The following is a 21,513-nucleotide window of genomic DNA, read 5'->3' on the forward strand; positions in this document are numbered from 1 at the left end:
AGTTCACTCGGCTTGGCTTCCGTCGCGGCGCTGCAGACCGCATAATCCACTGAACCGCCGGATACGGACCCGTATGTCCGGTGGTGTGGGAGGGGCGGAGCCGCGAGGCTCCCCCCTATCCCGATTGGGAACGATCTGCGGTGTTTCAGGACCATGAGTGCACACGTCCTTGTAGAGAATGCTGGCGGCTGGGCACTTCGCACTGGCCGGCCTCGACATCTGTCTGCCTCCCATATGTATCAGATGGCAGATCTGAAAATCGACCCGATCGACCGGAGGATCAACAAAAGCACAGTGCGCTGCTGGATAAGCTCCATGCGAAGCTGAGCGGTGGCCTTGTCAGCGAACCAGGTCGAGCGGGTGGCATATCGCGCGTGACCCGCTCACGTATATCTCGAAGGCGTACGGCCCCGCGTAGCGGGCCTTCAAAATTTAGGCGTATACCCGCCGGTTCGTATTGAGCCATCAGGGCGTCAATTGGAATGTTCCACTCCTTGCTCAGGGTGCGGATCATTTCCAGCGTTAGAGGTCGAATTCGGTTCAGTATATCAGACGCGCGATTGCGCCCGACAGGATTGCCGAGTGCGGATTGAGATTTGCCCATAGACACAATCGCAAGATGGAGGACACGACCGGACCGCCGTGTGCGGTGGAGAAATGCCCGTCCTCCTATTCCTCAATGAGCGAGGAAAGCACCTCGAAATGATCGCCATCGGGCGTGCCAGGAGTGGGCTCTGCCTCGAAAGAGCGGGTTACTCTGCCTGAAGATGCTGGGGGATCCGCGGCATCCTCCGGCAGAGCGAACCGGGAGAAAGCATGCTCCCTGACGCAACACGAGGCCTTGGTCGCATGTCCCCCGAAGCGAAGCCGAGATCTGACGGCCCACTCGTCGCAACGACGCCGATTCAAACGGCGTCGATGACGCCGGCACGAAGCCTAGCCTTCATCCGGGTCTGAACTTGCTGAAAAACGCTTGCGCAATCGATGATCTCTCGGCGGCACATGAAGTTGCCACGGATGGTCCATGAGTGGAAAGAAACAAGACGGGCCTAAGTCGCAAAGCGAACAAAGCGGACCCAACGAATACGAATTGCGGACTGTTACCGTGGCACGAAGAATGCAGGCCCCCGGAATGCACAGGGCGCCCTCTCGTGGGCACGGTCACGATCGCAAGTTGAGGCGATGGCTGGCTACTGAAGTTGGTGATCCCTGGAACTTAGGCGGGAGAGGGAGCCTGCTGGTGTAGATCCCCGCGGGCCCGTATCACGCCGCCGAAGAGCCAATAGCGGGGCGCGCTAGGAAGGACATGAAGGGCCTCGGCAAATGAACGCAGAGAATAACTTCGCGGCGCGGCTCATTGACGCCGGACGCCTCGCAGCAATAGCACGTACATGCGGCTTGAAAGCTGACGTCTCATATTACGTCAACGAGGCGCTCAAGGAGCTTTGGCGAACCAGGTCTCCTGAAGAGGCAAAAAAGATTGCAGCGCGGTGGGTCTTGTGGGACGCAGATGGAAGGCCATGGCCGCGCATGCCCCCGCTGGAAAACGTGGTCTCGTTCCACCGCACCGCTGCGGCACCGGTCGTGAAGCCGCCGGCGACGCCATTACAGGTAATCCGGGATTGGTTCGAAAAGCAGGATGAAGAGATACGACGCGAAATCGCTGGCATGGCGATGCTTTTGGTCTTGGAATTTCGCGGTCCTGCCGAAAATGGCAGCCGAGAGCGGTGTGGGTATCTCCGGCGGTGGCTGAGCCAAGCGGGACTACCAAACCATACGGTCATTGGCCGCGCTTTGACGTTCCGCACGTGTTTCGAGTATTTCGCGGAGAGCAGGTTCACCGAGTCGGGTTGGACGCGGTCCGAAAGGGCCGCTTTTAAGGTTCTTGAAGATGCCAAGCGAGACCCGAACTCCGAAACTGCGCACCTGGCTCCGATTGCCAAAAAAATGCTTGATGCCTTGCCCGCTCGAAAAAGCCGCTGGATCGAGGTGCGGAAGTCCTGGAAACAACTTGCCGGTACCAGCCTCACACCGCGAGCCCTCAGGGTTTGGAGCGCCTTGCACATGGAGAGGGGGAGGCGGGACTCCAGTCGGGAAGTGTAGCGGTACAGCCGAACGATTTTAGCGAGGCACCAAGGGCGGTCCGTGGGTAGGCGGAAGTTTATCAATCGAGAAGTACGATGTCGGTATTACTCCTGCGGTCAATCTCGGGCATGGCGCGTTCCGGTCGGATTTACCCAAGATGAATCGGGCGTATCTCATGGGTTGGACGCGACGCTAAGGAATCGGCTACGCGCTAGACGCGTGGAGAGCCGTCGCACAACCAATGCTTCGCGACTTGATAAACGTAAGGCAATAGGGTGCAGAAATCTCCTGTGAAGGTCTGCCCGGCGGTAAGACACCTAACCGAAATCACGGTCAGCAGTGGTGCGCCACGGACGACTGCGTACGTAAAGTCGCCGCGCAGGCCGCCGCCAGCTGCACCGGCGAAGTTTACTGATCACTGAAAGATCGATCTGGTCGGAAGCGCTCGGGAAACGAAAAGAGAAGGCTACGCTGCCGAGTTGCCCGGGAATCGAGATTTCTTGCCCTGTCGGAACGTCAATCATACCTATATCTACAATCTCAATCACTCCGCGCAAGGCGGCATTCGCCGGAGCGATACTCGCGTTCGCTCATCTCTAGAGGGAAAATCGGGCACGCAAATAGGCGCTCGCAGGTCTTGGCGGCCGGTTTGAGACGTGGCGCGAGATCCCTCCACTCGCAGCGAAGGTGATCTAGGACTTCCTGGCTGCCCCCGCTCAGCCTCTCGAGTGCGGCGATCAGACGCAAGCGGACTGTCGCCGCAAAAGGATTCTCCGTCTGAATCTCAGCAAACGTCTCGGGGTTGCCGCTCAACATGCGCCCGACTCCCGCCAGGAGAAGGTGATAAGGAGGCGGACCGACCTCAAGCGGAAATTCCGTGTTCTCGTCGCGAAGGATGCTCGCGAGCGACAGGAGCAGCGCATGCGCAGCCAGCTGACGCTGCGCAAGAAGTCGGTCGTGAGCTTCGGCATGGAGCGCGACAAGGCTCGCACTCGTGCGTCGTAAAAGCTGCAGAAAGACTTCGAGGCGCGGCCCTGATCGATACGCGATCACCGCGACCGGACGATTTGCCCAACCGAGCTCCGGGCTAAACAGTGGATTGAGGCCAAGATATTCCACCTCGCGAGGTAAGTTGGCCGCCCAGGAGGCCGGTCTCGTCTTGACCGAAAGCGTCTCGATCAACAATGCGCCGCCTTTGAGCCGCCGACAGGCGGATCCGAACGCGGCTCCTGCTACCGTGAACGGCAAAGAAAGAACGACAATATCGGACTCCGCAATAGCGGAGTCGGCCTCCAGCGTCAGGTGGATCGCATCGCTCACGATCAGGTTCTGATCTATTCCAGCCACCGGCCTGTGATCCACGAAGCGTACTCGTCCGCCAGACGCTGTGAGAAGTTCGGCTAGCTTTAACCCGACGCGTCCGGCGCCAATGATCATCGCTTGTGAACCTTGTGTCATCTGTCCCCGCCTAATCGTTATTAGAGTGGTTGCGTTGCGTCACCGGTCTCGCGCGCTCAGCCATCAATTGTGGACCACGCGCTCACTCGCAAGATCAATCACAATGCATGCCACATCTGAATTGCAGCCCCGGCGGGCAGCCACCGCCTTGAGGGAACAGAAAGCAATAAATCCGGAATTGGCGTGAATTAACATAATCAGAGCCGCTCACCCTCTCTACGCCGTTGGTGTGCAGGCCCTGTAAAGGTGGTGGGCCGCCTCACCGAGTGTCGCACGCCAATTGAAGACGCGCCCTCGCACCTGCCGCTCAAGTGCACGTGGTCACAAGGTGTGATCTCTTGCGGAACGCTCATTCTTCATCGCGTGAACTCGCAAGGCCTAGGCCTTTTTTGCGTCTTATAAATGTCATCTTGCGTTGGCCTGTGAGGCGAGCTGCGGCTGGTTGGTCAGCGCTCAGCTCAGGACAACGAAGCGGCGATGATGCTCGCGGCAAAGAGACGAGGTTAATGACAAAGTATTTTCGCGAATGGACGCTGATGTCCATCGTTGCCACCATGGTTGTCTGCCCCAGCGCAAAAGCGCAAGATCGCCGCATTGTCGCAGAGCCCGTTGCACCTCAGACGGTCTGCGACCGCCCGGTGCCGTCTGGCAGCAACGATACGGCCCGGCTACAGGATGCCATCGACCATTGCCCCGCCGGTGCTGCGGTCTATCTCGGACGTGGCGAGTTCCGGTCGCATCCACTCGAGATGAAATCGGGCCTAACGCTGTGGATTGGACGCGGTGCAACACTTTTGGCTATTCCCGAGCCAGCTGCGTACGACAAGGGCCGCGGACATTGTGGCCGCATCGCAGGTAAGGGCGACGGTTGCCGGCCGTTCATCAGCTTCTTCAAAACGCGCGGCGGCGGTATTTATGGCGACGGCATCATCGATGGTCAGGGCGGTGCGCCGATGGTCGGCAGCGCCGAGACCTGGTGGCAGCTGGCCCGCCGCGCGCAAGCCGAGGGCGGTAGTCAGAACGCTCCGCGTTTGATTCAGATCGATCATGCGCAGGACATCGCGCTTTCTGGTGTCACCTTGCGCAATGCACCCAATTTCCATGTCGCGATGAACCGGGTCGAAGGTGCCACGGTCTGGGGGCTGACGATCGATACACCGGCCGATGCCCGCAATACCGACGGCATCGACCCAGGCGCCAGCCAGGATGTGACCATCACCCACAGCTTCATCCGCACTGGAGATGATAACGTAGCGATCAAAGCCGGCGATAATGGTTCAACTCGCCATATCTCCATCACCGATAATTATTTCGGGTGGGGACACGGGATGTCGATCGGCAGCGAGGTGAACTCCGGCGCCAGCGACATACTCGTGAGCAACCTGACCTTGGACGGCACGACGTCTGGCCTGCGCATCAAGAGCGATGTCAGCCGAGGCGGCCTGGTCCAACGCGTGACTTATGAGAATGTGTGTCTGCGTGGCAACCGATGGCCGGTCGCGTTCGATACAAAGTACGATCCCCATGCCCAAGGCAGTAGGATTCCAGTCTATCGCCAGATCGCTCTGCGCCATGTGCGCGGCGACAATGGTGCGCTACTGATGCGCGGGGTTGACGAGGGCCATGCGCTTGATGTGACGCTAGAGGATGTTCGATTTGCCGATTCCGCGACTTGGCAGCTCGAACATGCGAATGTGACAGCCGATCATTCTGACGTGTCTCCGCCGCTGCCCGGGCAAGCGAGAAAACCGGTGCCGCGCGATTGGGAGGGGTGCGCCAGGGCATTCCGCGACGGTAACCAGTAAGCACAACAATTCGGTGCCGAACCTTCGGACCGGTCACGTCTGCCTGATACGGTTTTGATTCGCTGGCCTTGCGAATGGGGACAGGCGTTACCGCGATCGGACGTTTCGCCTATGGGCGCGTAAGTTCCGGTTCGGTAGGAAACGTTGTTTGACACTAGGCTGCCAGGTCGCGGGGGCACATTCCACCGATTGCATCAAGCGTGCAGCGAGCCCGATAACAGGTGAGATCACATGCGGATTTTCGCGGTATTCGCTGCGGTTCTGGCCGGATGTTTCGGCATCTCGGCAGCCCGTGCTGAAGCCCTTTTGGTCTCGCATGCCGACAGGGCAGCTTATCACTCCGTGCAGGCCGCCATCGACGCATTACCGGGCCAAGGTGGGGATATTCAGATCGCGCCGGGCATCTATCGCGAGAAGGTCAAAGTCTTCAAATCCGGTGTTCATATCAAAGGCTCCGGCAGGATGCCGGATGATACAGTCATTGTGTACGGCGACGGCGCTATCAACGTCGGAGGAACCATCCGTTCTGCGACGCTGGACGCCTCAGGCGATGACTTCCGGCTCGACAACCTGACGATCCAAAACGATTACGCGCTCAATTCGGCAAATCCAGCTTCGCAGGCCGTCGCACTGTCCGTTACTGGAGACAGGGACATCATCAGCCGCGTCCGCCTGCTCGGCGCCCAGGACACATTGTTCGCCGGTAAGGGGCAGAACGGCGGAATGTCGCGACAATACTTCTCGGATTGCTATATCGAAGGACACGTCGATTTCATATTCGGCAATGCCAAGGCCTATTTCCGACACTGTGAGTTGCACGGTATCGCCAATCAGGCGGTCGTCTATACCGCGCAGAGCAAGGCAGCGCCGGACGAGGACAGTGCCTATGTGTTCGAGCATTGCAGACTGACTGCCGACTCCGCCGCGCGGGATGTTGCGCTTGGCCGGCCCTGGCGCCCCTATGCAACGGTGGTGTTCCTATCGACGAAGTTGGATGCACCGGTGGTCGCGGAAGGCTGGCGCGAATGGGCTCCGGGCAAGACCAATTCGCTGAGGACGGCCTACTATGCTGAATACAAATCCACCAGTGTCGGGGCCAATCCCGCAGGCCGCGAGCCTTATTCGCACCAATTGACCGAAGGCGAAGCCGCGAAATGGTCGCTGAAAGCGTTCTTCGCAGGTGACACAGATTGGCTATCCGCCGGACCTTCCAGATCGGAATAGAGGAACGCTTACGGGCTGTCTTCTCATTTTTAAGCGGCTCTCAGGCCAATAGTGCGCACGAGAGCGTCCTTGCGCTGGGGCGTCCCGTCGACAGCAACTGAAATTGGGGCGGGGCACGGCCGTCGCACCTCGCCGGCTCCCTTGCTGCCCCTTCAGAGGAGATCAACGCAAGCGGCATTGCCCGCTGTGAATTCTTGTTCTCGTCAGCTTTTCGAAAGCTAGGTCCCATAAAAATCCAGAATCTGACTTTGCTCCACAGCTGCCGCTTGGCGGCCGTGCAAGCGTGCGGATTGCGCAGGGCCTACACCGTCACAAGGAGAGCAGGATGGATCCAGTTGACCCATTCTTCGATTCAGGCGCTTGGATGGAGACGTACGCCGCCCGACAGGGGCGAGCGGCACGGCTAGGGGGCAACGCAAGCCAGCAAGGCGATTTTGAGCGGCGGATGGAAGATTTGCAGCTCGATTCGTCTGATGAGAGTTCCGCAAAGTCCAGTTCGCCGGACCAGGCTCCCGCAGGAGCGGGGCGGGCAGTTCGACGGGACGAACTCGGCGGTTCGATGCGGGTGTCTCCACGCTCGGATTTTAGGGACAGCGCGCGGGGCGATGCGCGGCGGAGCTTAGACATTCCCCGCTTTCAGCTTGATGCTCCGGCCCAAGTGCCGCAGTCCAGTTTGCGCGATGATCTGTTCAGCAGCGCCCGCTACAGCTTGCCGGACGAAGAGCCTGCGGTTCAGGCCAGGAGCGGTAAAAGCCGCCGACTGTGGTCGCGCTTCAAGTCGGGACTCGGCAAAGCCTTTGGTGGGAGTAACAAGTCCTCGCGGGAGACCGCGCAGCCGGATGCTTTCTCGACGACTTTTCGCGTCGATTACGCCAGACAGCCGGGCCGGACCCGTGGGGTCGATCCGGAGGACGAGGCGCTCATCAAAGAGTTTAGACAAAGAGCAGTCCGCAACCGCACCGAAGGCACCGCAGCCGGCAACCTCACCGACGGCACCATCAGAAATGCGGCAGCCGACCTGCGCATTTTGAGCGCGCGCCTCAATGACAACGATAGGCCCTCAATTGCGGATCGCATTCGCCTCGAGATGGAAAATGCGCAATTGGAAGATCCGGAGGTGGAAAACCACCAGCTGGAAGCTGAGCTCGACCAGGATGTCGACACCTATGCAGCGGACCGCGCAAGGCGTATCAAAGCTGCCTTGAAAAAGCTCCGTGAGGTCGGGGCCGGAAACACCTTGTCAGCCGATCTCCGTCGCCTGGCTCCCCATGGTGCCGACGCGACCCTCATCGGCATGTGGGTCGCGGCGGAAAAGGCGACACGCAGGGTTGAGCCGGAGACGATCGACAGGCAGGCTCGCCGAATGTCGAGGCTGAGTGAATGGCTGCAAAAGCACGATAAGCCGGCCATCGCCGGCCGGCTCTTCACCTCCGGGCTGGACCAGGATGTCGCGGAGTACAGGCAAGAAACCAAGGACGGCAAAATCAACGCTGATTTGCTCAGGCTTGGCCCCTACCAGCAAATTTTGGAGGCGAACAGGGCGCTCGGTTTGCAACCCGCCGAGGATGCGGGGCAGCCCGTCGCCGAAGGCGCTCGACAGGCGCACTGGCCGCAGGAGGTCCCGGCAACGCCAGCCACGCCGAGTTCGGGAGCGTGGGATTGGCTTGGTGAGCAGATCCACGGATCCTTCCCATCACTGCCAGCGCCGCACCACGGTTGGCAGGCCGCCTCGTCGCAGCAACTGCCTACAACGTCGGCCAGCCCGAGCGCCGCGGCTTGGGATCGGCCCAGCGAGCAGATCCTCCAACCCGCCGCACCTATGCAAGCGCCCTATTGGGTCGCGCAGCCCAATCTGCCGCACGGGCTTCCTGCGACTCCGGCCAGTCTCAGCCAAGGAGCCTGGGATTGGTTCGGGCAACAGATGCAAGAACCCGCCTCACCATCGTCAGTGCGGCCTCGCTCATCAAACATCTACAGCGGTCTGGATCCCCTGGTTGATTTGGATCCGTCCACACCGCACGACTGCGCGACGATGCGCGCTCCGCGCCCACACCTGAATTTCGCAGAGCGCCGTCATTCGCTGGACCGTCCGGGGCCGCCCAGGAACTGCGCGATATCGGGGCCGTCGTTGGCTCGGACTGGCGTCACGGTTCTCAAGCGGCCTCGGACGTGTTGGTTGACGTCCTCGGCAACATCAATCTGCTGCCAAACCAGTTCGGGCCAAGTCAGTTTATGATCAACGGTGAGCGCTACTCGGCCACATTCGGACCAGGAGGGCCCACGGATGTCCGCCTGATCCATCATCCCCGCCCGAGCTACCTTGATGAAGCTGGGCCATCGCGGCCGCTTCATCATCCACCGCAGGTCGTCCGAGCCGAGCAACCCCGTGAGGGTCTACGGGATCTTGGCTACCTGATCCACGGAGGATGGGAGCACCGCGAACGGTTCCTTCCGCTTTACCTTGTCCGCGTCCTGCAGGGGGAACGCATCATGCCGGCGGCTGGGCGTCCAACCTATTTCCAGATCCGCGGCGTGCCCTACAGGGGCGAGTTGGATGAAAGCGAGGGGCGCCAGCGCGTTCGCATCTATCCTGAACGTGGCTGAAGAGCGCAGGTGGACGGCAATCTCAGGCGCTCGGCGGGGCAGCGAGGCGTTCTACAGCCCGGCCCTTGACAGCCGATGTATCCATTCGAAGTAGTGAGATGGGCACCGCCTGAGCGGTCCAGCCTCCCGTTTGTTGGCGCAGCTTGAACGCGGCCTTCTCTATCCCTCAGGCTTTCACAAATCTTCCGCCGATCATCTTGCCCTAGAAGCCGTTGCTCAGTGAGCGCAACTGTTCGAACCACTTCGACCGCCCACAGTCCGGAGTGCGGACGACGCGAGCGTCTGGCGGGATGTGGGAACGCTCGCCAACAACGTCGGTTTGCTGAGGCTGGCTAATCGTGATGGCAAGGTCGAATACTTTTGGAAGGAAGCCCTGTTGCAGGCCTTCATCCTCGAGGTGGGTATTGCCGCTATTCGAAATTCGCGTAGTGCGTTGCAAACACTTTTTCCGGACGGGGCACCCAGCAAGGTGACTGCTCGATCTGGCAGCCGATCGAAGTGAGGTAGCAACACTTCAAATCGGTAAACCGTCGTATAGCTCGGTCCCCCTTTCTTTATAACGATCGCCCACATCCATATAATTGAATATTGGCGCCCAGCCAGCTATCGGAGCGTAGAGTTGCGATGGCAATTGCCTCCACGATCGACGGTCGGATCGATTGCCATGGAGCAAAAGCTGCAGCAGTTGCCTTTCATACTAAGTGGTTGGCAGCCGGATCCCGATGTTCGGCTGCTCAGCCTATCTCTCTCTTGGACCGGGCATCCCGTGCGCCGGTATAACGCGGCATCTCATGAAACTTGACCTTAAGAACAGTCGTCATGATGTGGTGTCTTCTCGGACGCGGCCAGGCCGCGGCCGACCTTCGCACGCCTGGTTCGCCAGCACCCGATATTCCAGCTGACCTGAACGGTTAGCTTCAAAGCAGCGTTCCGGAGAGTGGACCTACGACATCCGGCAGGGATGTCTTTGATGCCGGCTCGGAACTCCAAATTGAAGAGCATGATGGACCGACGACCTGATGATGCAGCTTCCGGCCAGTACTTGGTCGCGGCAGCTACCCAACGTCAGACGGATCTCCAGCTCGTTGGATGAAGGGATGTCGAGATGATTGATACATTGCGAAATGTAACTGGGTCGACTTTGCCTGGGACGCCAGAGGAAAACGATCGCGATCTAGCTTTGGATTTCGACAAAGGAGTGCTCATCATTTTGGTGATCGTCGGTCACCTGATCCAATATATTCTCTACCGAGATGAAGGATACTGGGATTCGCCATTCTTCAAATGGATCTACATGTTCCACATGCCTCTCTTCATGGCGATAAGCGGATATCTTTCTTGCCGAGCGCTGTTGCGAAAGTCGTTGATGCAAGCCGTCGGTGATCGGTCGATGCAGCTCTTGGTACCCATGCTGTTTTGGTGCGCTCTCCTGGAGACAGCAAAGTTAGCCGTGCTTCCCCGCGCCCCTGACGCATTAGGCAACATTTTACAGCTTCTAAACGATGTCGCCGGCACATACTGGTTCATCTGGGCCGCGCTCGTTTGTTTTCTTCTCGTCAAAATTCTTTCGATCTTCAATCGTTGGTCGCCCTGGATCCTATTCTTATCGGTCATCCTGCTCACACTTGCACCTCTGACATTCTCCATATTTCCTCTCATAAAGTACACTTACCCGTTTTTCTGCTTGGGGTTCTCATTTGCGCAGTCAAGAGACTGGTGGACGAGCATAACGCGCGCTTACAAGCCGCTCTTGATCATGTCTGCCTCAATAGCCACACTGGTGTGCTTTCTGGCTTGGCGCAAAGATACTTACGTCTACAACAATCTCGTCCTGGTCAAAGATATGCAGTCGGCAAAAGACGTGCTTCTGATGCCTTTTGGCTCAGCAGCGGCCTCAGCGATCATGAGTGTACTCTTCCAGAAATGCTGGAGAGTTGGCCGCTCAAATCGAGTGGTCCGCTTTATCGCCTTGGAAATAGGACAGAGCACGCTGGTGCTGTACCTGATTCAGGGCATGGCATTTCGTCTCATGGATTCGATACAGTACGCAGAGCCATCGGATCTCCCATCCAAGTTGGCTGTGGCGGGAATTCTAGGGGCTGCGATTGTTCTCGTCGCGCTAATGGTGCGCCGAACCGTGCGCGACATTCCCTATCTGTCTCAGCTCATTCTTGGAACTTCACCCCCGCGCCCTATGTCGAGTGGGGCAGCCTGCGGATAAGTAGCTGTAGCCGAAATCCGGTCAGGAGGCTCTTAGATCATGCGATAGCAGGCCCCCTGGTTCGCCTTCTCGCAGCGTCTCGCCGGCGCGCTGGCAGAACTTTGCGCGCAATTCTTTCGAACCGAGAGTTTGGTAGCCGAATTGGTGGCATCCTCACTGATCTAGAAAAATATCAGCGTAGACACCAACAGATTGAGGGCGTGTTCCGTTTGGTGCGTGTGGATAACGCTTATCGGGTTGTGAATGTAGGACAGGCCGAGACTTGCATATATCCCCGGAGCGAGATGCGCAGTATATGTCCCCGTGATGGCTGTGGTATTGCGATGCGCAAGCTGCCCTTTGGCCAAGGCAGCATCCACTGCAAACCTGCTCCAGGTTGTGTTGTTGGCAACCAGAGCAATCAAATCACTGGGCCGACTGTCAAATAGTCCCTTCGCATAAAGACGAAGCTCGTAATACTGGCTGATCCTGTTTAGGTCAGGCGGAGCTCCCATGATGGAGAATCCGCCATAGATGCCGCGAGATGGCGTCCCCTCAACGTCACTCTGCCAGAGCTGCCTGTCAGTAGCGATGTAATGGAAGTTATTCCCGCTCTCCCTTTGTTGATCCGGATCTGCCAAATTCTTGTAGCGGCTGTTGTTCAAGCCAATGCCGGCCCGCAGCCAGGTGTCGGGTACGCCGGGAGCGGCCTTGCTCTTGTAGCCAAGTTCATCAATGAACAGAATGCCGGCATTGGCTGTGCTCCAGTTCAAACCCGAAGGATTTTCGGTTATCTGCGCATAGGGACCATCTGGACTGATTGACCGCTGCACGGAGACTTTGTTGTACAAGTGATCATCAAAATTGTACTTCAGGGTGGCGGCCGGCGTTGGCGCGGCGTTGGTGCTCATCCCTGCTTGGAAAAGAGCAAACATGTTTGATCCTGAAATTCCTCCAAACAATGTGCCGGTGAACTCATTCGCATTTCTGAGATAGCCAAATTTGAGTTCGAATTTCCTGTCGAGGAAAGTTTGATAGTAGGCGAATGTATTTAATCCTACTCGATCCGGTCCAGGTCGCTTCCATGTCCAGTATTGCTGCTCGGCTCCAACGACAATCTGTCCATCGGGAATACCAAACCGGCTGAGATCATAGGTGACGAGCACGAAGTTGGCCGTAGAAAATGTCGGATTCTGCCCCATATAGAGCTGGTTGGCGATGCTGCTTCTGGCCGCATTCGGTAGCTGGTTGTTTGCAAAGGTGTTGTGCGTCCAGCCGATATAGCCAATGCCGACCTCTGCCAACACGGATCTAACGCCATCCTTGTCCTGATCAATCGTATCAGCGGGGCCGGGTATGTTGAGCCAGATCCCTTTTTCTCGGAAAGCATCAAAGCGTGCGAAGGGGTCGATTGTCTTTCGCGTTTGCGTCTGAGCAATCCAACCGGCGCTACCGCGCTTTATGAGAGGCAGGTTGGGAGCTGATGCCAGCGCCGAGGCATGAAGTCGAATTGGCTGATTGACCACGCCGATCTGAAGCTTTGTGGCGGCATCGGAGGATGTTGGCATTCTTCTCTTGGTGGCTTGGTCCGCAGCGTTGCTCTTGGGGACAGGCTCGTCAGCAGATTGTGCCGAAACGGAGGGGGCGACCAAACAAGCCGCGAGCGAAAGTGCGACGGCAAGTCGCCGTTGCGGCAGGCCTGATCGCAGGCTGCAGGCAAATGCTGCGGTAGCCGAAGATGTCCGAGGCGTCGTCGCCGCAACAAAGCAATCACGCACAGTCTACTTCGTGTCCTTTTATTGCGAACCATGAATGGATTGAAAATCGGCCTCACTGGTCCAGAACGGACATCCCAAGCCTTGGCATCTGAGGACAAGAGGGAGGACGCCTCATGGGCAGGACGGCTATCCCAGCGAGATTTCGCTAGAGCTGCGGAACCTGGTCGCCCGCAAGTACGAGCACGATCTGGTCTGCACCTTGCGTGTGCATCAGGCCGGATTTGCCGAGAGTGAGCAGCGCTTGCTGGCTGAGCGAGAACCGTTGGCCGCAAGCGCGCGGAGCCGCAGCTGTCCTCGCCGCCTGGACATTTCGAACCTCGACCTTGATCCACCATGGGCCAGAGGATTGCAGCCTTGCCGAGCATCTTGCTGGAAGATGCCAATCTCGACGATATAGAAGCCACCAGAATGCAATGCCAGCCAAACCGGAGCCGTGGCGTCGTGAAGCTGTCTTGGTATCGTGGTCCGCCAAGGACGAAGCGATCGACGGCCGCGATTTCCAGAGAGCCTTGGAATCTTTTCGCGCAGCGATCGCGTTACAACGTCCATGATGGTGGCCCAGGAGAGCGGAGGAATCAGGTCTCGAGCTGCTTTGGTGGCTTTGGGCGAGCAGCTGCTAATTCCGTCCGCTGCATTGGCACGGACAAATCTGTGGTGCATTCCGAGTTCCTAGCTGTGGCCCCGTAGCGTTCGTGGCCACGCTTGCCATGTGTCCGTCGTCTCGATCAACCTGCCAGGATTGGTAGTTGGCCAAGCTCAACACTTGCCGCTCCAATGGCATGGTGGCTCGAGCGCCAGCTGTGGCGCCGTTTCCGTAACGCCTGGCTGCGAGTTGCCAGCCTCGGCAGCACGGAAAGCCGAGCGTCCGACTTTGAAGGAAATAGCGGCCGGCTCGCATCAGGCGTCGGCAGGGTACAAAATCTGCAACGTTGTCCTGAATGATCGAAAATGCTGCACCATGGCCGAGGAAGATGAGAACTAGTGCTACCGTCAGCCTCCCTATAATGCAGGAGTTCCCCGTAGGGTGTTCGCTTTGCCTTGGTCAAGACGGGCCGCTTCATTGGAGCCAAGGGAGCAAATGGTCGGCGAGTTGAAGGATGTTGTTGGGGCGGCCGCAGCTCGCTGGGATGCGCGAGCATCGCGAGCTCTCACGTCAACCAAGAAGTCTATCGAAACGGGGAAGTCGGGCAAGGAACGATGGAGATTGTTGATCAGGCGGCCGCTTCAGACTTGCGGCCGCTCTTATACGGCTCGTCAGGGCGAATTCGCTGCGGTTTGGTGTTTCTCGTCCTCGTCGGCTTGTGTGCGGCAGCAGCCCATTTTGGCCGCAGCCTCGCAGGGTTTGTCGAGACGCCGGCAGCCGGGCCCGCAGATGCGGCGGTAGGCCTGTCAGCGCGGGACAGGATATCCCTAACCGAGATACGTTGGGCGCGGGAGAAGGTGAGCGAGGATATCGCAGAGCTCAACCGGTACATCGATGCTCAGCGGAAGGACCTCAAAGGGATCTTAGATCAGATCACAGTGCTGGCTTCGCGGATTGATTCCTTGCAGAATCCAGCAGCCGTCCCTTCTGCTCCCTCCGCTATTTCTTCGTCGCCCCCACAAGCTGCTTCGAGCCCGGCCAAGAAGCGCGACGAGAAGCGCGTAGAGCGGTCCAAACCACAAGGCCCCGTTTCCGTCGGAGGTGCGCCAGTGATCGCAGGACAGAAGAGGGGCAGGCCTTGACATGTTAAGGCTGTTACAGGCGTGGCCGAGTCCTTTAGCCGCACTCACCGAGGTCGGCCGTACGTTTCGCAAAGTGGCTTGTTGCGATAGATAGCCGATGCCTACGAACGCAGCGGCGTCGCCAAGGTCAGCTCGCCGAGGTGATCCGCATCAATTCAGCCGACAGCATCCCGCGGCGCTTGTTTCGATCGTCCGTCCGCAAGCAGCATTGATGCATCGAAACCCTGCTCAAGTGCCTGGCTTAGTAGGGTGCGCGGTCGAGATGAGCGTCGAATGCGGCAGCGACGGCGCGTACGACAAAACGGTGCTCGTGCTTGACGCGGATGAAGCCGTCCTGGATCTCCACGATCCCGTCCTCGGTGAGCATTTCCAAGCGGTCGGCTGAATCGAGAAACCCAATCGGATCAAATCCGTGGGCCGCACAGAGTGCCGGCACGTCGGCCTCCAGATCACACATCAGGCGCTCGATAATTGCAGCCCGCAGCCGATCTTCCTCAGTGAGACAGCAGCCCTTCGATGTTGCCAGACGGCCAGCTCTGATATGCCGGCTATAAGTCGCTGTTTCGGCCGCGTTCTGGACGTGCCCGTCACCGAGACGGCCGATGGCTGACGGACCAAGGCCGATCACGGTCTTGCAGGTATCAGCCGAATAACCCAGCGAGTTGCGGCGCAGCCGTCCAGCTTCTTGTGCCAGCGTGAGCTCGTCGTCCGGCAAGGCGAAATGGTCGAGCCCGATTTGCCGGTAGCCGGCAGACACCAGCGTGTCCGCCATGGCCGCAGCTTGCTCGACGCGGGCAACATTGTCCGGCAGTGCCGTCTCATCGATCTGGCGCTGACGTTTCATATAGGAGGGCACATGGGCATAACCGAAAACCGCGAGCCGGTCGGGTCGCATGGCCACTGCCGTCCTTGCCGAGTTCACACAGGACTGCACCGTCTGGTGCGGCAGACCAAAGAGCAGGTCAAAGTTGATGCGGCTTATTCCCTGCTGGCGAAGACTTTCGACAGCAGAAGCCGTCTGCGTTTCGCTCTGAAGGCGGTTGACCGCCCTTTGAACCTTGGGGTCGAAGCTTTGCACACCAATGCTCGCGCGGCTGACCCCGGCTGCCCCTAAGCTTTGCGCCATCTCGGTCGTGAACGCGCGCGGGTCGATCTCGATGGCGACGCTAGCGGACGTGCTGAAGGCAAAATAGCGCCGTAAGAGCACCATCAGAGCTTGGAAATCGACCGCCGCAATGCTGGTCGGCGTTCCGCCGCCGAAATGCACGTCGTTGACGGGCAACGCGCGCGGCAGTTGCTCCGCAACCAGACGAATCTCCTCCCGCAGCGACGTCAAGTAATTGCGAATCGGCCGTTCGCTGCGAGTGAGGCTTGTAGGAAACCCGCAGTACCAGCAGATCGACCGGCAGAACGGAACGTGGATATAGAGCGATACGGGTTCGTCGGGCGGCAGCCGGTTCAACCAAGTCTGACAGGTTCTGGCGCCGATTGTCGTGGAGAAATCCGGTACAGTTGGGTAGATGGTGTACCAAGGCAGGCGAGCATCGCAATATTTGTTCAGGAGTGCGGTCTGCAAGGCTTGGCTTCCCATGCTCATACAGCCGCGAAGCTGGCCGATGCGCCCTCCTGTGTCTTTGAGTTATGTCAACTGGTCCGAACTTAGTCGAAATCGGAATTCCGTTCTCGATATTACGGCCTAGGGACTGACGTGGCGTGAGAGGTATGAGGGCCGAGGGCTGCGCTGCGAGCGTGGATGTGATCCACCATCTCGACCCATCACCGCGAGGCAAGCGATATCCCGTGCAGGTCCGGGTGGAGTGGCTTCTCGTCGCTCACCTTCCTTCGCTATAGGCGGCACCTCTTGGATAGATGCCTGAGCAGGACGCGTCCGGCTGAACATACCATGGATAAGAAGTTGCTCATTAGATGAGGCGCGACAAGCGCGAGATCATACAACCTGACGCTACGTGAGATTCAAGGCCCTTGGATCCGCGCAGAAAGCATTTTAGACCGCACGCCTAAAAAAATGGACGGGCCTCATTTCCGCCACGCTGCTTGTCTCATTGCCGCAAGCATCGTCACGGATGTACTGATGATGTTGGGGCGGACCCGGCGCACTTCCAACCCCGGCAAAGTGCGTCGGGGCGCCTTGGCTCGGCGACGTTCCATCGCCGAATACAAGCAACTCACCAATTCACAACCAAGTGTCAGGTTTTGCTAATCCCGGGTACGAGTCCGAACAGCTTCTCACACGCAGTCGCAATCTGACGATGCGTTTCTGTCCGCCTCAGCGCTTCATGTCGCGTGTTTTTGCGCTTGCTTTTGCAGTTATCAATCTTCGCAGGATTGTGCAGTTCAGGTCTTCATTGGTCGCGCTTCAGCCGCACAATCATGCGCAAACCAACTGGATGCCGGCAACGAATAGAACCGCCACGAGGATGAACCTGACAGTTGTCTGGCTCATCCATTTCAGGCCGATCATCGTACCTGCAACGGCGCCCCCCAGCGCGGCGACTCGTAAAGCCCGAAATACGAAGACGGAAATTGACCAGCGAGAAGAGCTCCAACGAAGCCGATTGTGGAATTAGCCAGAATAAAAGGGGGCGACAGCGCGGCTGTCTGCTTCGGCGACGCCCAATTCAGGGCGATGAGCGTCGGGGCGAGGAACACTCCGCCGCCGACGCCGGTCAGGCCGGAAACCAGGCCAATGGCCGCTCCAATGCTCACCGTTCCCCAGAGCCGATTTTCGTGAATGCGATCGGCGGCGCCTCCGCGCCGCACGATCATCACGGCTCCTGCCAGTAGAAGGACGATCCCGGTCAGCGTCTTATAAATGTCTTCTCCGAGCACCATAAGGCCACCGGCAAACGCCGCCGGCATCGATGCGAGCAGAAGCGGACGCAGCATTATCCAGTCAACGACTTTATTGCGGTTGAAGACCCATGTAGAGTAAGTCGCGACAACAATGTTGAGACCGAGCGCCGTCGGGCGCATCTCTGTCGATGGCAGAGCAGCAAAAGCCATTAGCGCCAGAAATGCAGTACCACCCGCCTGGCCAACGGTCGTATAGAGCAGTGAGATGATCGCCAGGACCAGAGAAAACATACTTCACCGGTTTTGGCGACGCGCTTCGCCTTGGTTGCTAACCGCATCAAGGATGCCCTCCCGAGGCGAGGTGCAATTGTCTTTCCCGCGGGGTTGTTGCTTTGAATTCCGAGTTTAGTCAGAATGCGCTGCCGGACCGATCCTCAACCCAAATTGCATGACGATTGCCATGTGTCGATCGTCTCCATCAATTGTCAAGTCTCGTAGTTGACTGGACTGCGCAAGACTCCTGCAGGTGGATGGACACCCATGTCGGGTAGACAGTACTCCCGGCCTCGCCTGACGTCCACGGTTGCATTCCGAGCCGTTACACATGCAAGTCGGTTGCCGGTGATCGGACCCGCGTTTGTCGTTGATCTCTGATCGGCCGGCCTCCCCGTGCGTTCAGGCCAGAAGTTCGCTGCGCTTGGGACATCGACGCGTTGGAGAGCTGCCGCCGCGAGAACGGCGTTCTCTTTGATCTGGATCAATTGGTGCTGCGGCTCGCGCAAATGGTGCTGTCGCGTTTCCTCCCGATGTCACGATTGCTTCAACACGCCATGTACTTGAACCGCCCGTTGGCCAAGCCCTTGTTTCCACGATTGATTGTGCAAACACAAAAACTGGTATGACACTTGCTGGTCCGATCCCGGGTCCTCTCCCTTCTGGAGATGCACATGCAACGTGTCCTCTGCGTCAAGGAGCTCTCGCGACATCGCGTGTCTCTCGTTGCATCGTTGGCGCCACTTCTATTCGCCCCTTCGATTTATTCGCGCCGGACCTGCACGCCCCTCAGAGACCACGCATTAATGCTAGGTCGTTACCTCTTGGGGTTTCTGCTGCATGTTGCTTATCGATCGCGTCCTCGACGCCGCGGAGGGGCCCAGGATCGGCCAAGGGCTGGCGATGCGAATTCGCAAGAGGGGGAGGAAAAATGACGCCACTATCACCTTCGCCGGCAAGCAGAGCATCGACGGTGACACCACGCAGTGGGGAGCCGGCGCCCGCCAGCGGGTCGGCGTACCCTAGCTCACCTCGTTCGGGAAGCTCAGTGCCTATAGTCTGCTCGTGCTCGACCTTGACATGCAGCGAAGCTTCATTCGCACCGGACCTGGGTTTCGCACGAGCCAATCTGACCTATGCTGACGCCGCAACCGGTCGTGCTGTTTGGTTCGTATCGCCGGCTGAACCGTTAGGACAGTCGGATTTCCTCAAATCCGCGCGCTCCGCATGTGCGTCAGAGATCGAGAGCGCGGACCAATCAAGGTGGCCGGCCCAGCGGCGATTCCTAGATTACCAGCGCGTCACAGGGGAGCCGGTTAGATCACATTGGATGGGCATCGGCGCTACGGTTGCGTCGCGTTGTTCGGCTTAAGACACAGGATAGCAGCGGCGCCTCGGTTGTTTGACGAAGACGATCACGCCGCCGCAGTGGCCGGCAGAGCCCCGAATTCGGAAATGGCGTCTGGCAGCATGCGGGCGCTCCAGACTTCTCGTAGAGCAAACCCGGGAGGTTCAGGCCGTGGAATCCAACTTGGCTCCGCCTGAAACAAGCGCAATCGAACGCAGCGACACCGACCATGATCGGCGTCCTCAGCCGCCGATCATGGATCGTTTTAGCTTCACTGAATGCGCAAAACAGACGCATTCGCTCAGAGCGCTGTTCGAGCTCCTCGTAAACTGCGCCACCGAAGAGGGGTTCGGTGAGGTTGCTTATGGCGCCCTCAACTTCGTTGAGCCACTTCGCCTGGCGGAATATCCACCCCCAACCGTGGCCGTGAAGTGGCCACCAGATTGGTGCGAGCGATACTTCAAACACAAGTATCACACCATCGATCCGGTGGTTCGGCGGACGCCGATGCTGTTGCGGCCGTTTTTGTGGGATCAACTCGCGAACCACTATGAACTTCAGCCAGACGAGAGACGCGTACTGGACGAGGCCAGGGAGGCCGGCTTGAAGCATGGTATGAGCGTGCCGTTGTTTGGGCCGCTGGGCCGTGTATCGGTGGTGTCGTTTGCATCTCCATCCGACGATGTTGATCCTCAGGACCGCATCGGCCATCTCAACGCATTGGCTTCGCTCTTTCATACCGCCCATGGCGAGATCGCACGTCCCTGCAATAATGGCGGAGAGAAGAAAGTGACCCTGTCGCAGCGGGAGATCACTTGCATGCGGTGGGTGGCGGAGGGAAAATCGTCATGGGAAATTGGGGTGATCTTGGAAATCAGCTTGAATACCGTCAATTTTCATATCAAAAACGCGATGCGAAAGTTGGGTGCGACCACCCGGATCCAGGCAGTCGCTATTGCGATTCGCCTCAATGTTTTTTGAATTGCTCACTCGAATGGAGCTGGCGCCAAGGGTTAATTGTTGCTCGCGCTTCCGTTGAGGCAAGCGATTGCAACCCCTCGTCGCGTCGGATCGGAGCTCCTCAACGAGTGTTGGAGCACGGCGATGCGTTTTATCCAGCCTATGAGCCAGCTTGGACGACCGGTGTTTGGAAAAGGCCGGCAGGGGTGCTTGTTGGTCAAAGGAACTTGAAGAAAGAACCCCGACCGACGGTCGGGGATCTCGATTCGACGCCGCTGGCGCGGATATCACTATCTGCCAAACGCCGGGCTGAACTTGTAATTGAGCCGTGCCGAGATGAGATCGACGTCCTGGTGGACGCGATCGCCGCCGGATGTTGGGAAGAGCACGCTGCTGCCCTGCATGAACAAATGGTCATACTCAACGCCAGCCGACCAACTCGGCGTGAGGCTGACTTCGACCCCTGCGCCCAGCGCACCACCCCAACGCACATCGTCGTTCCTGGAAATCCCGGCTCCGGTAGTCACTGAATTGATGTGATAGGTGTTGCTGGTCACCGCAGCACCGCCCTTAGCGTACAACAGAACGGCATTGAACGCGTAACCGATGTGACCGGTTAGCAAGCCGAACGCATCCGTCTTGGTGCCAATGACGTCTGCCGGGAAGGCGGTGCTGACATTGGAGCCGTTGAAATCGGCCCAGTTGCCCTGACCTTCGATGCCATAGACTGTATTGAAGATCTGCCAACGATAGCCAATCTGACCACCGACGGTGGCTCCAGCCGAATTATGGCAGCCCTCGGGAGTGACGCCATTGAAATCCCAGCAATTATGGCTCGATCCCCAGCCCCCATTGATACCGATATAGTAGCCGGTCCAGTCGGTAACTGGGGGGGCAGCCGGCAGCGGAGGCGCTTTGACGTTGAGGGGCTGCCCGGCGAAGTCCGCGCCAAATGCGGGAGCGGCCGCACCGAGTGCGCCGATGCATGCAGTCAGAATCAGCAAATTCTTCATTCGAGTGTTGTTCCTTTCGATGCCCCCCGGCGCTGTGCGTCTTAACAACATCGCCGCGAATTGCTGTAACTGCAGCACAACATTGTTTTGCAAGAAACGGGTCGAATCGAACGCTGCGTCAGATTGTTGGGCGCGCATTCATCGCCATGCACAGCCCGACCAAGATGCTCTTAGCCGATAGGCACGCACCATGAGCGAAGGTCAATACCGCCGATAGTAACTCTTG

The 21,513-nt window shown here is 58.5% G+C and carries 12 protein-coding genes; 7 read left to right on the forward strand and 5 right to left on the reverse strand.

The genetic code is table 11. The annotated features are described in order from the left end of the window. Window positions 1–1,323: 1,323 nt before the first annotated feature. Window positions 1,324–2,103, forward strand: coding sequence for a hypothetical protein (locus I6F38_RS39330; protein ID WP_225164185.1), 780 nt, complete (start codon window positions 1,324–1,326; stop codon window positions 2,101–2,103). A 522-nt stretch (window positions 2,104–2,625) separates the two neighbouring features. On the opposite strand, the gene I6F38_RS39340 is transcribed toward I6F38_RS39330, so the two are convergent. Then, on the reverse strand, window positions 2,626–3,543 hold the full coding sequence (locus tag I6F38_RS39340; RefSeq protein WP_225164186.1) for an NAD(P)-binding domain-containing protein: 918 nt from the start codon (window positions 3,541–3,543) through the stop codon (window positions 2,626–2,628). Between the two features lie 506 nt (window positions 3,544–4,049). On the opposite strand from I6F38_RS39340, the gene I6F38_RS39345 reads away from it, so the two are divergent. The 4 genes from I6F38_RS39345 to nolL all read left to right on the forward strand — a co-directional run bounded on the left by I6F38_RS39345 (window position 4,050) and on the right by nolL (window position 11,397). Beyond that, window positions 4,050–5,348, forward strand: coding sequence for a glycosyl hydrolase family 28 protein (locus I6F38_RS39345; protein ID WP_225164187.1), 1,299 nt, complete (start codon window positions 4,050–4,052; stop codon window positions 5,346–5,348). A gap of 231 nt (window positions 5,349–5,579) precedes the next feature. Next, window positions 5,580–6,572 carry a pectinesterase family protein gene (locus tag I6F38_RS39350; RefSeq protein WP_225164188.1) on the forward strand — a complete coding sequence of 331 codons (993 nt, stop codon included), beginning with the start codon at window positions 5,580–5,582 and terminating at the stop codon, window positions 6,570–6,572. Between the two features lie 325 nt (window positions 6,573–6,897). Further along, complete coding sequence (locus tag I6F38_RS39355) at window positions 6,898–8,808, forward strand: hypothetical protein (protein ID WP_225164189.1); 1,911 nt, start codon at window positions 6,898–6,900, stop codon at window positions 8,806–8,808. Window positions 8,809–10,281: 1,473 nt separating this feature from the next. Continuing rightward, on the forward strand, window positions 10,282–11,397 hold the full coding sequence (nolL, locus tag I6F38_RS39360) for a nodulation factor fucose acetyltransferase NolL (RefSeq protein ID WP_225164190.1): 1,116 nt from the start codon (window positions 10,282–10,284) through the stop codon (window positions 11,395–11,397). 161 nt (window positions 11,398–11,558) lie between these two features. On the opposite strand, the gene I6F38_RS39365 is transcribed toward nolL, so the two are convergent. The 3 genes from I6F38_RS39365 to I6F38_RS39375 form a co-directional block, all read right to left on the reverse strand. Continuing rightward, on the reverse strand, window positions 11,559–12,944 hold the full coding sequence (locus I6F38_RS39365; protein ID WP_225164191.1) for a carbohydrate porin: 1,386 nt from the start codon (window positions 12,942–12,944) through the stop codon (window positions 11,559–11,561). 2,176 nt (window positions 12,945–15,120) lie between these two features. Then, window positions 15,121–16,455 carry an oxygen-independent coproporphyrinogen III oxidase gene (gene hemN, locus I6F38_RS39370; RefSeq protein ID WP_225164192.1) on the reverse strand — a complete coding sequence of 445 codons (1,335 nt, stop codon included), beginning with the start codon at window positions 16,453–16,455 and terminating at the stop codon, window positions 15,121–15,123. Window positions 16,456–17,357: 902 nt separating this feature from the next. Next, window positions 17,358–17,984, reverse strand: coding sequence for a sulfite exporter TauE/SafE family protein (locus I6F38_RS39375; protein ID WP_225164193.1), 627 nt, complete (start codon window positions 17,982–17,984; stop codon window positions 17,358–17,360). 822 nt (window positions 17,985–18,806) lie between these two features. On the opposite strand from I6F38_RS39375, the gene I6F38_RS39380 reads away from it, so the two are divergent. Then, window positions 18,807–18,992, forward strand: coding sequence for a hypothetical protein (locus I6F38_RS39380; protein ID WP_016840023.1), 186 nt, complete (start codon window positions 18,807–18,809; stop codon window positions 18,990–18,992). A 577-nt stretch (window positions 18,993–19,569) separates the two neighbouring features. Beyond that, window positions 19,570–20,295 carry a LuxR family transcriptional regulator gene (locus tag I6F38_RS39385; RefSeq protein WP_016840022.1) on the forward strand — a complete coding sequence of 242 codons (726 nt, stop codon included), beginning with the start codon at window positions 19,570–19,572 and terminating at the stop codon, window positions 20,293–20,295. Between the two features lie 269 nt (window positions 20,296–20,564). Here the strand turns inward: I6F38_RS39385 and I6F38_RS39390 are convergent, their stop codons facing one another. Next, complete coding sequence (locus tag I6F38_RS39390; protein ID WP_225164198.1) at window positions 20,565–21,287, reverse strand: outer membrane beta-barrel protein; 723 nt, start codon at window positions 21,285–21,287, stop codon at window positions 20,565–20,567. Window positions 21,288–21,513 lie beyond the last annotated feature (226 nt).

It is taken from the genome of Bradyrhizobium sp. BRP56 (assembly GCF_020194035.1).
Taxonomy (GTDB): Bacteria; Pseudomonadota; Alphaproteobacteria; order Rhizobiales; family Xanthobacteraceae; genus Bradyrhizobium; species Bradyrhizobium australafricanum.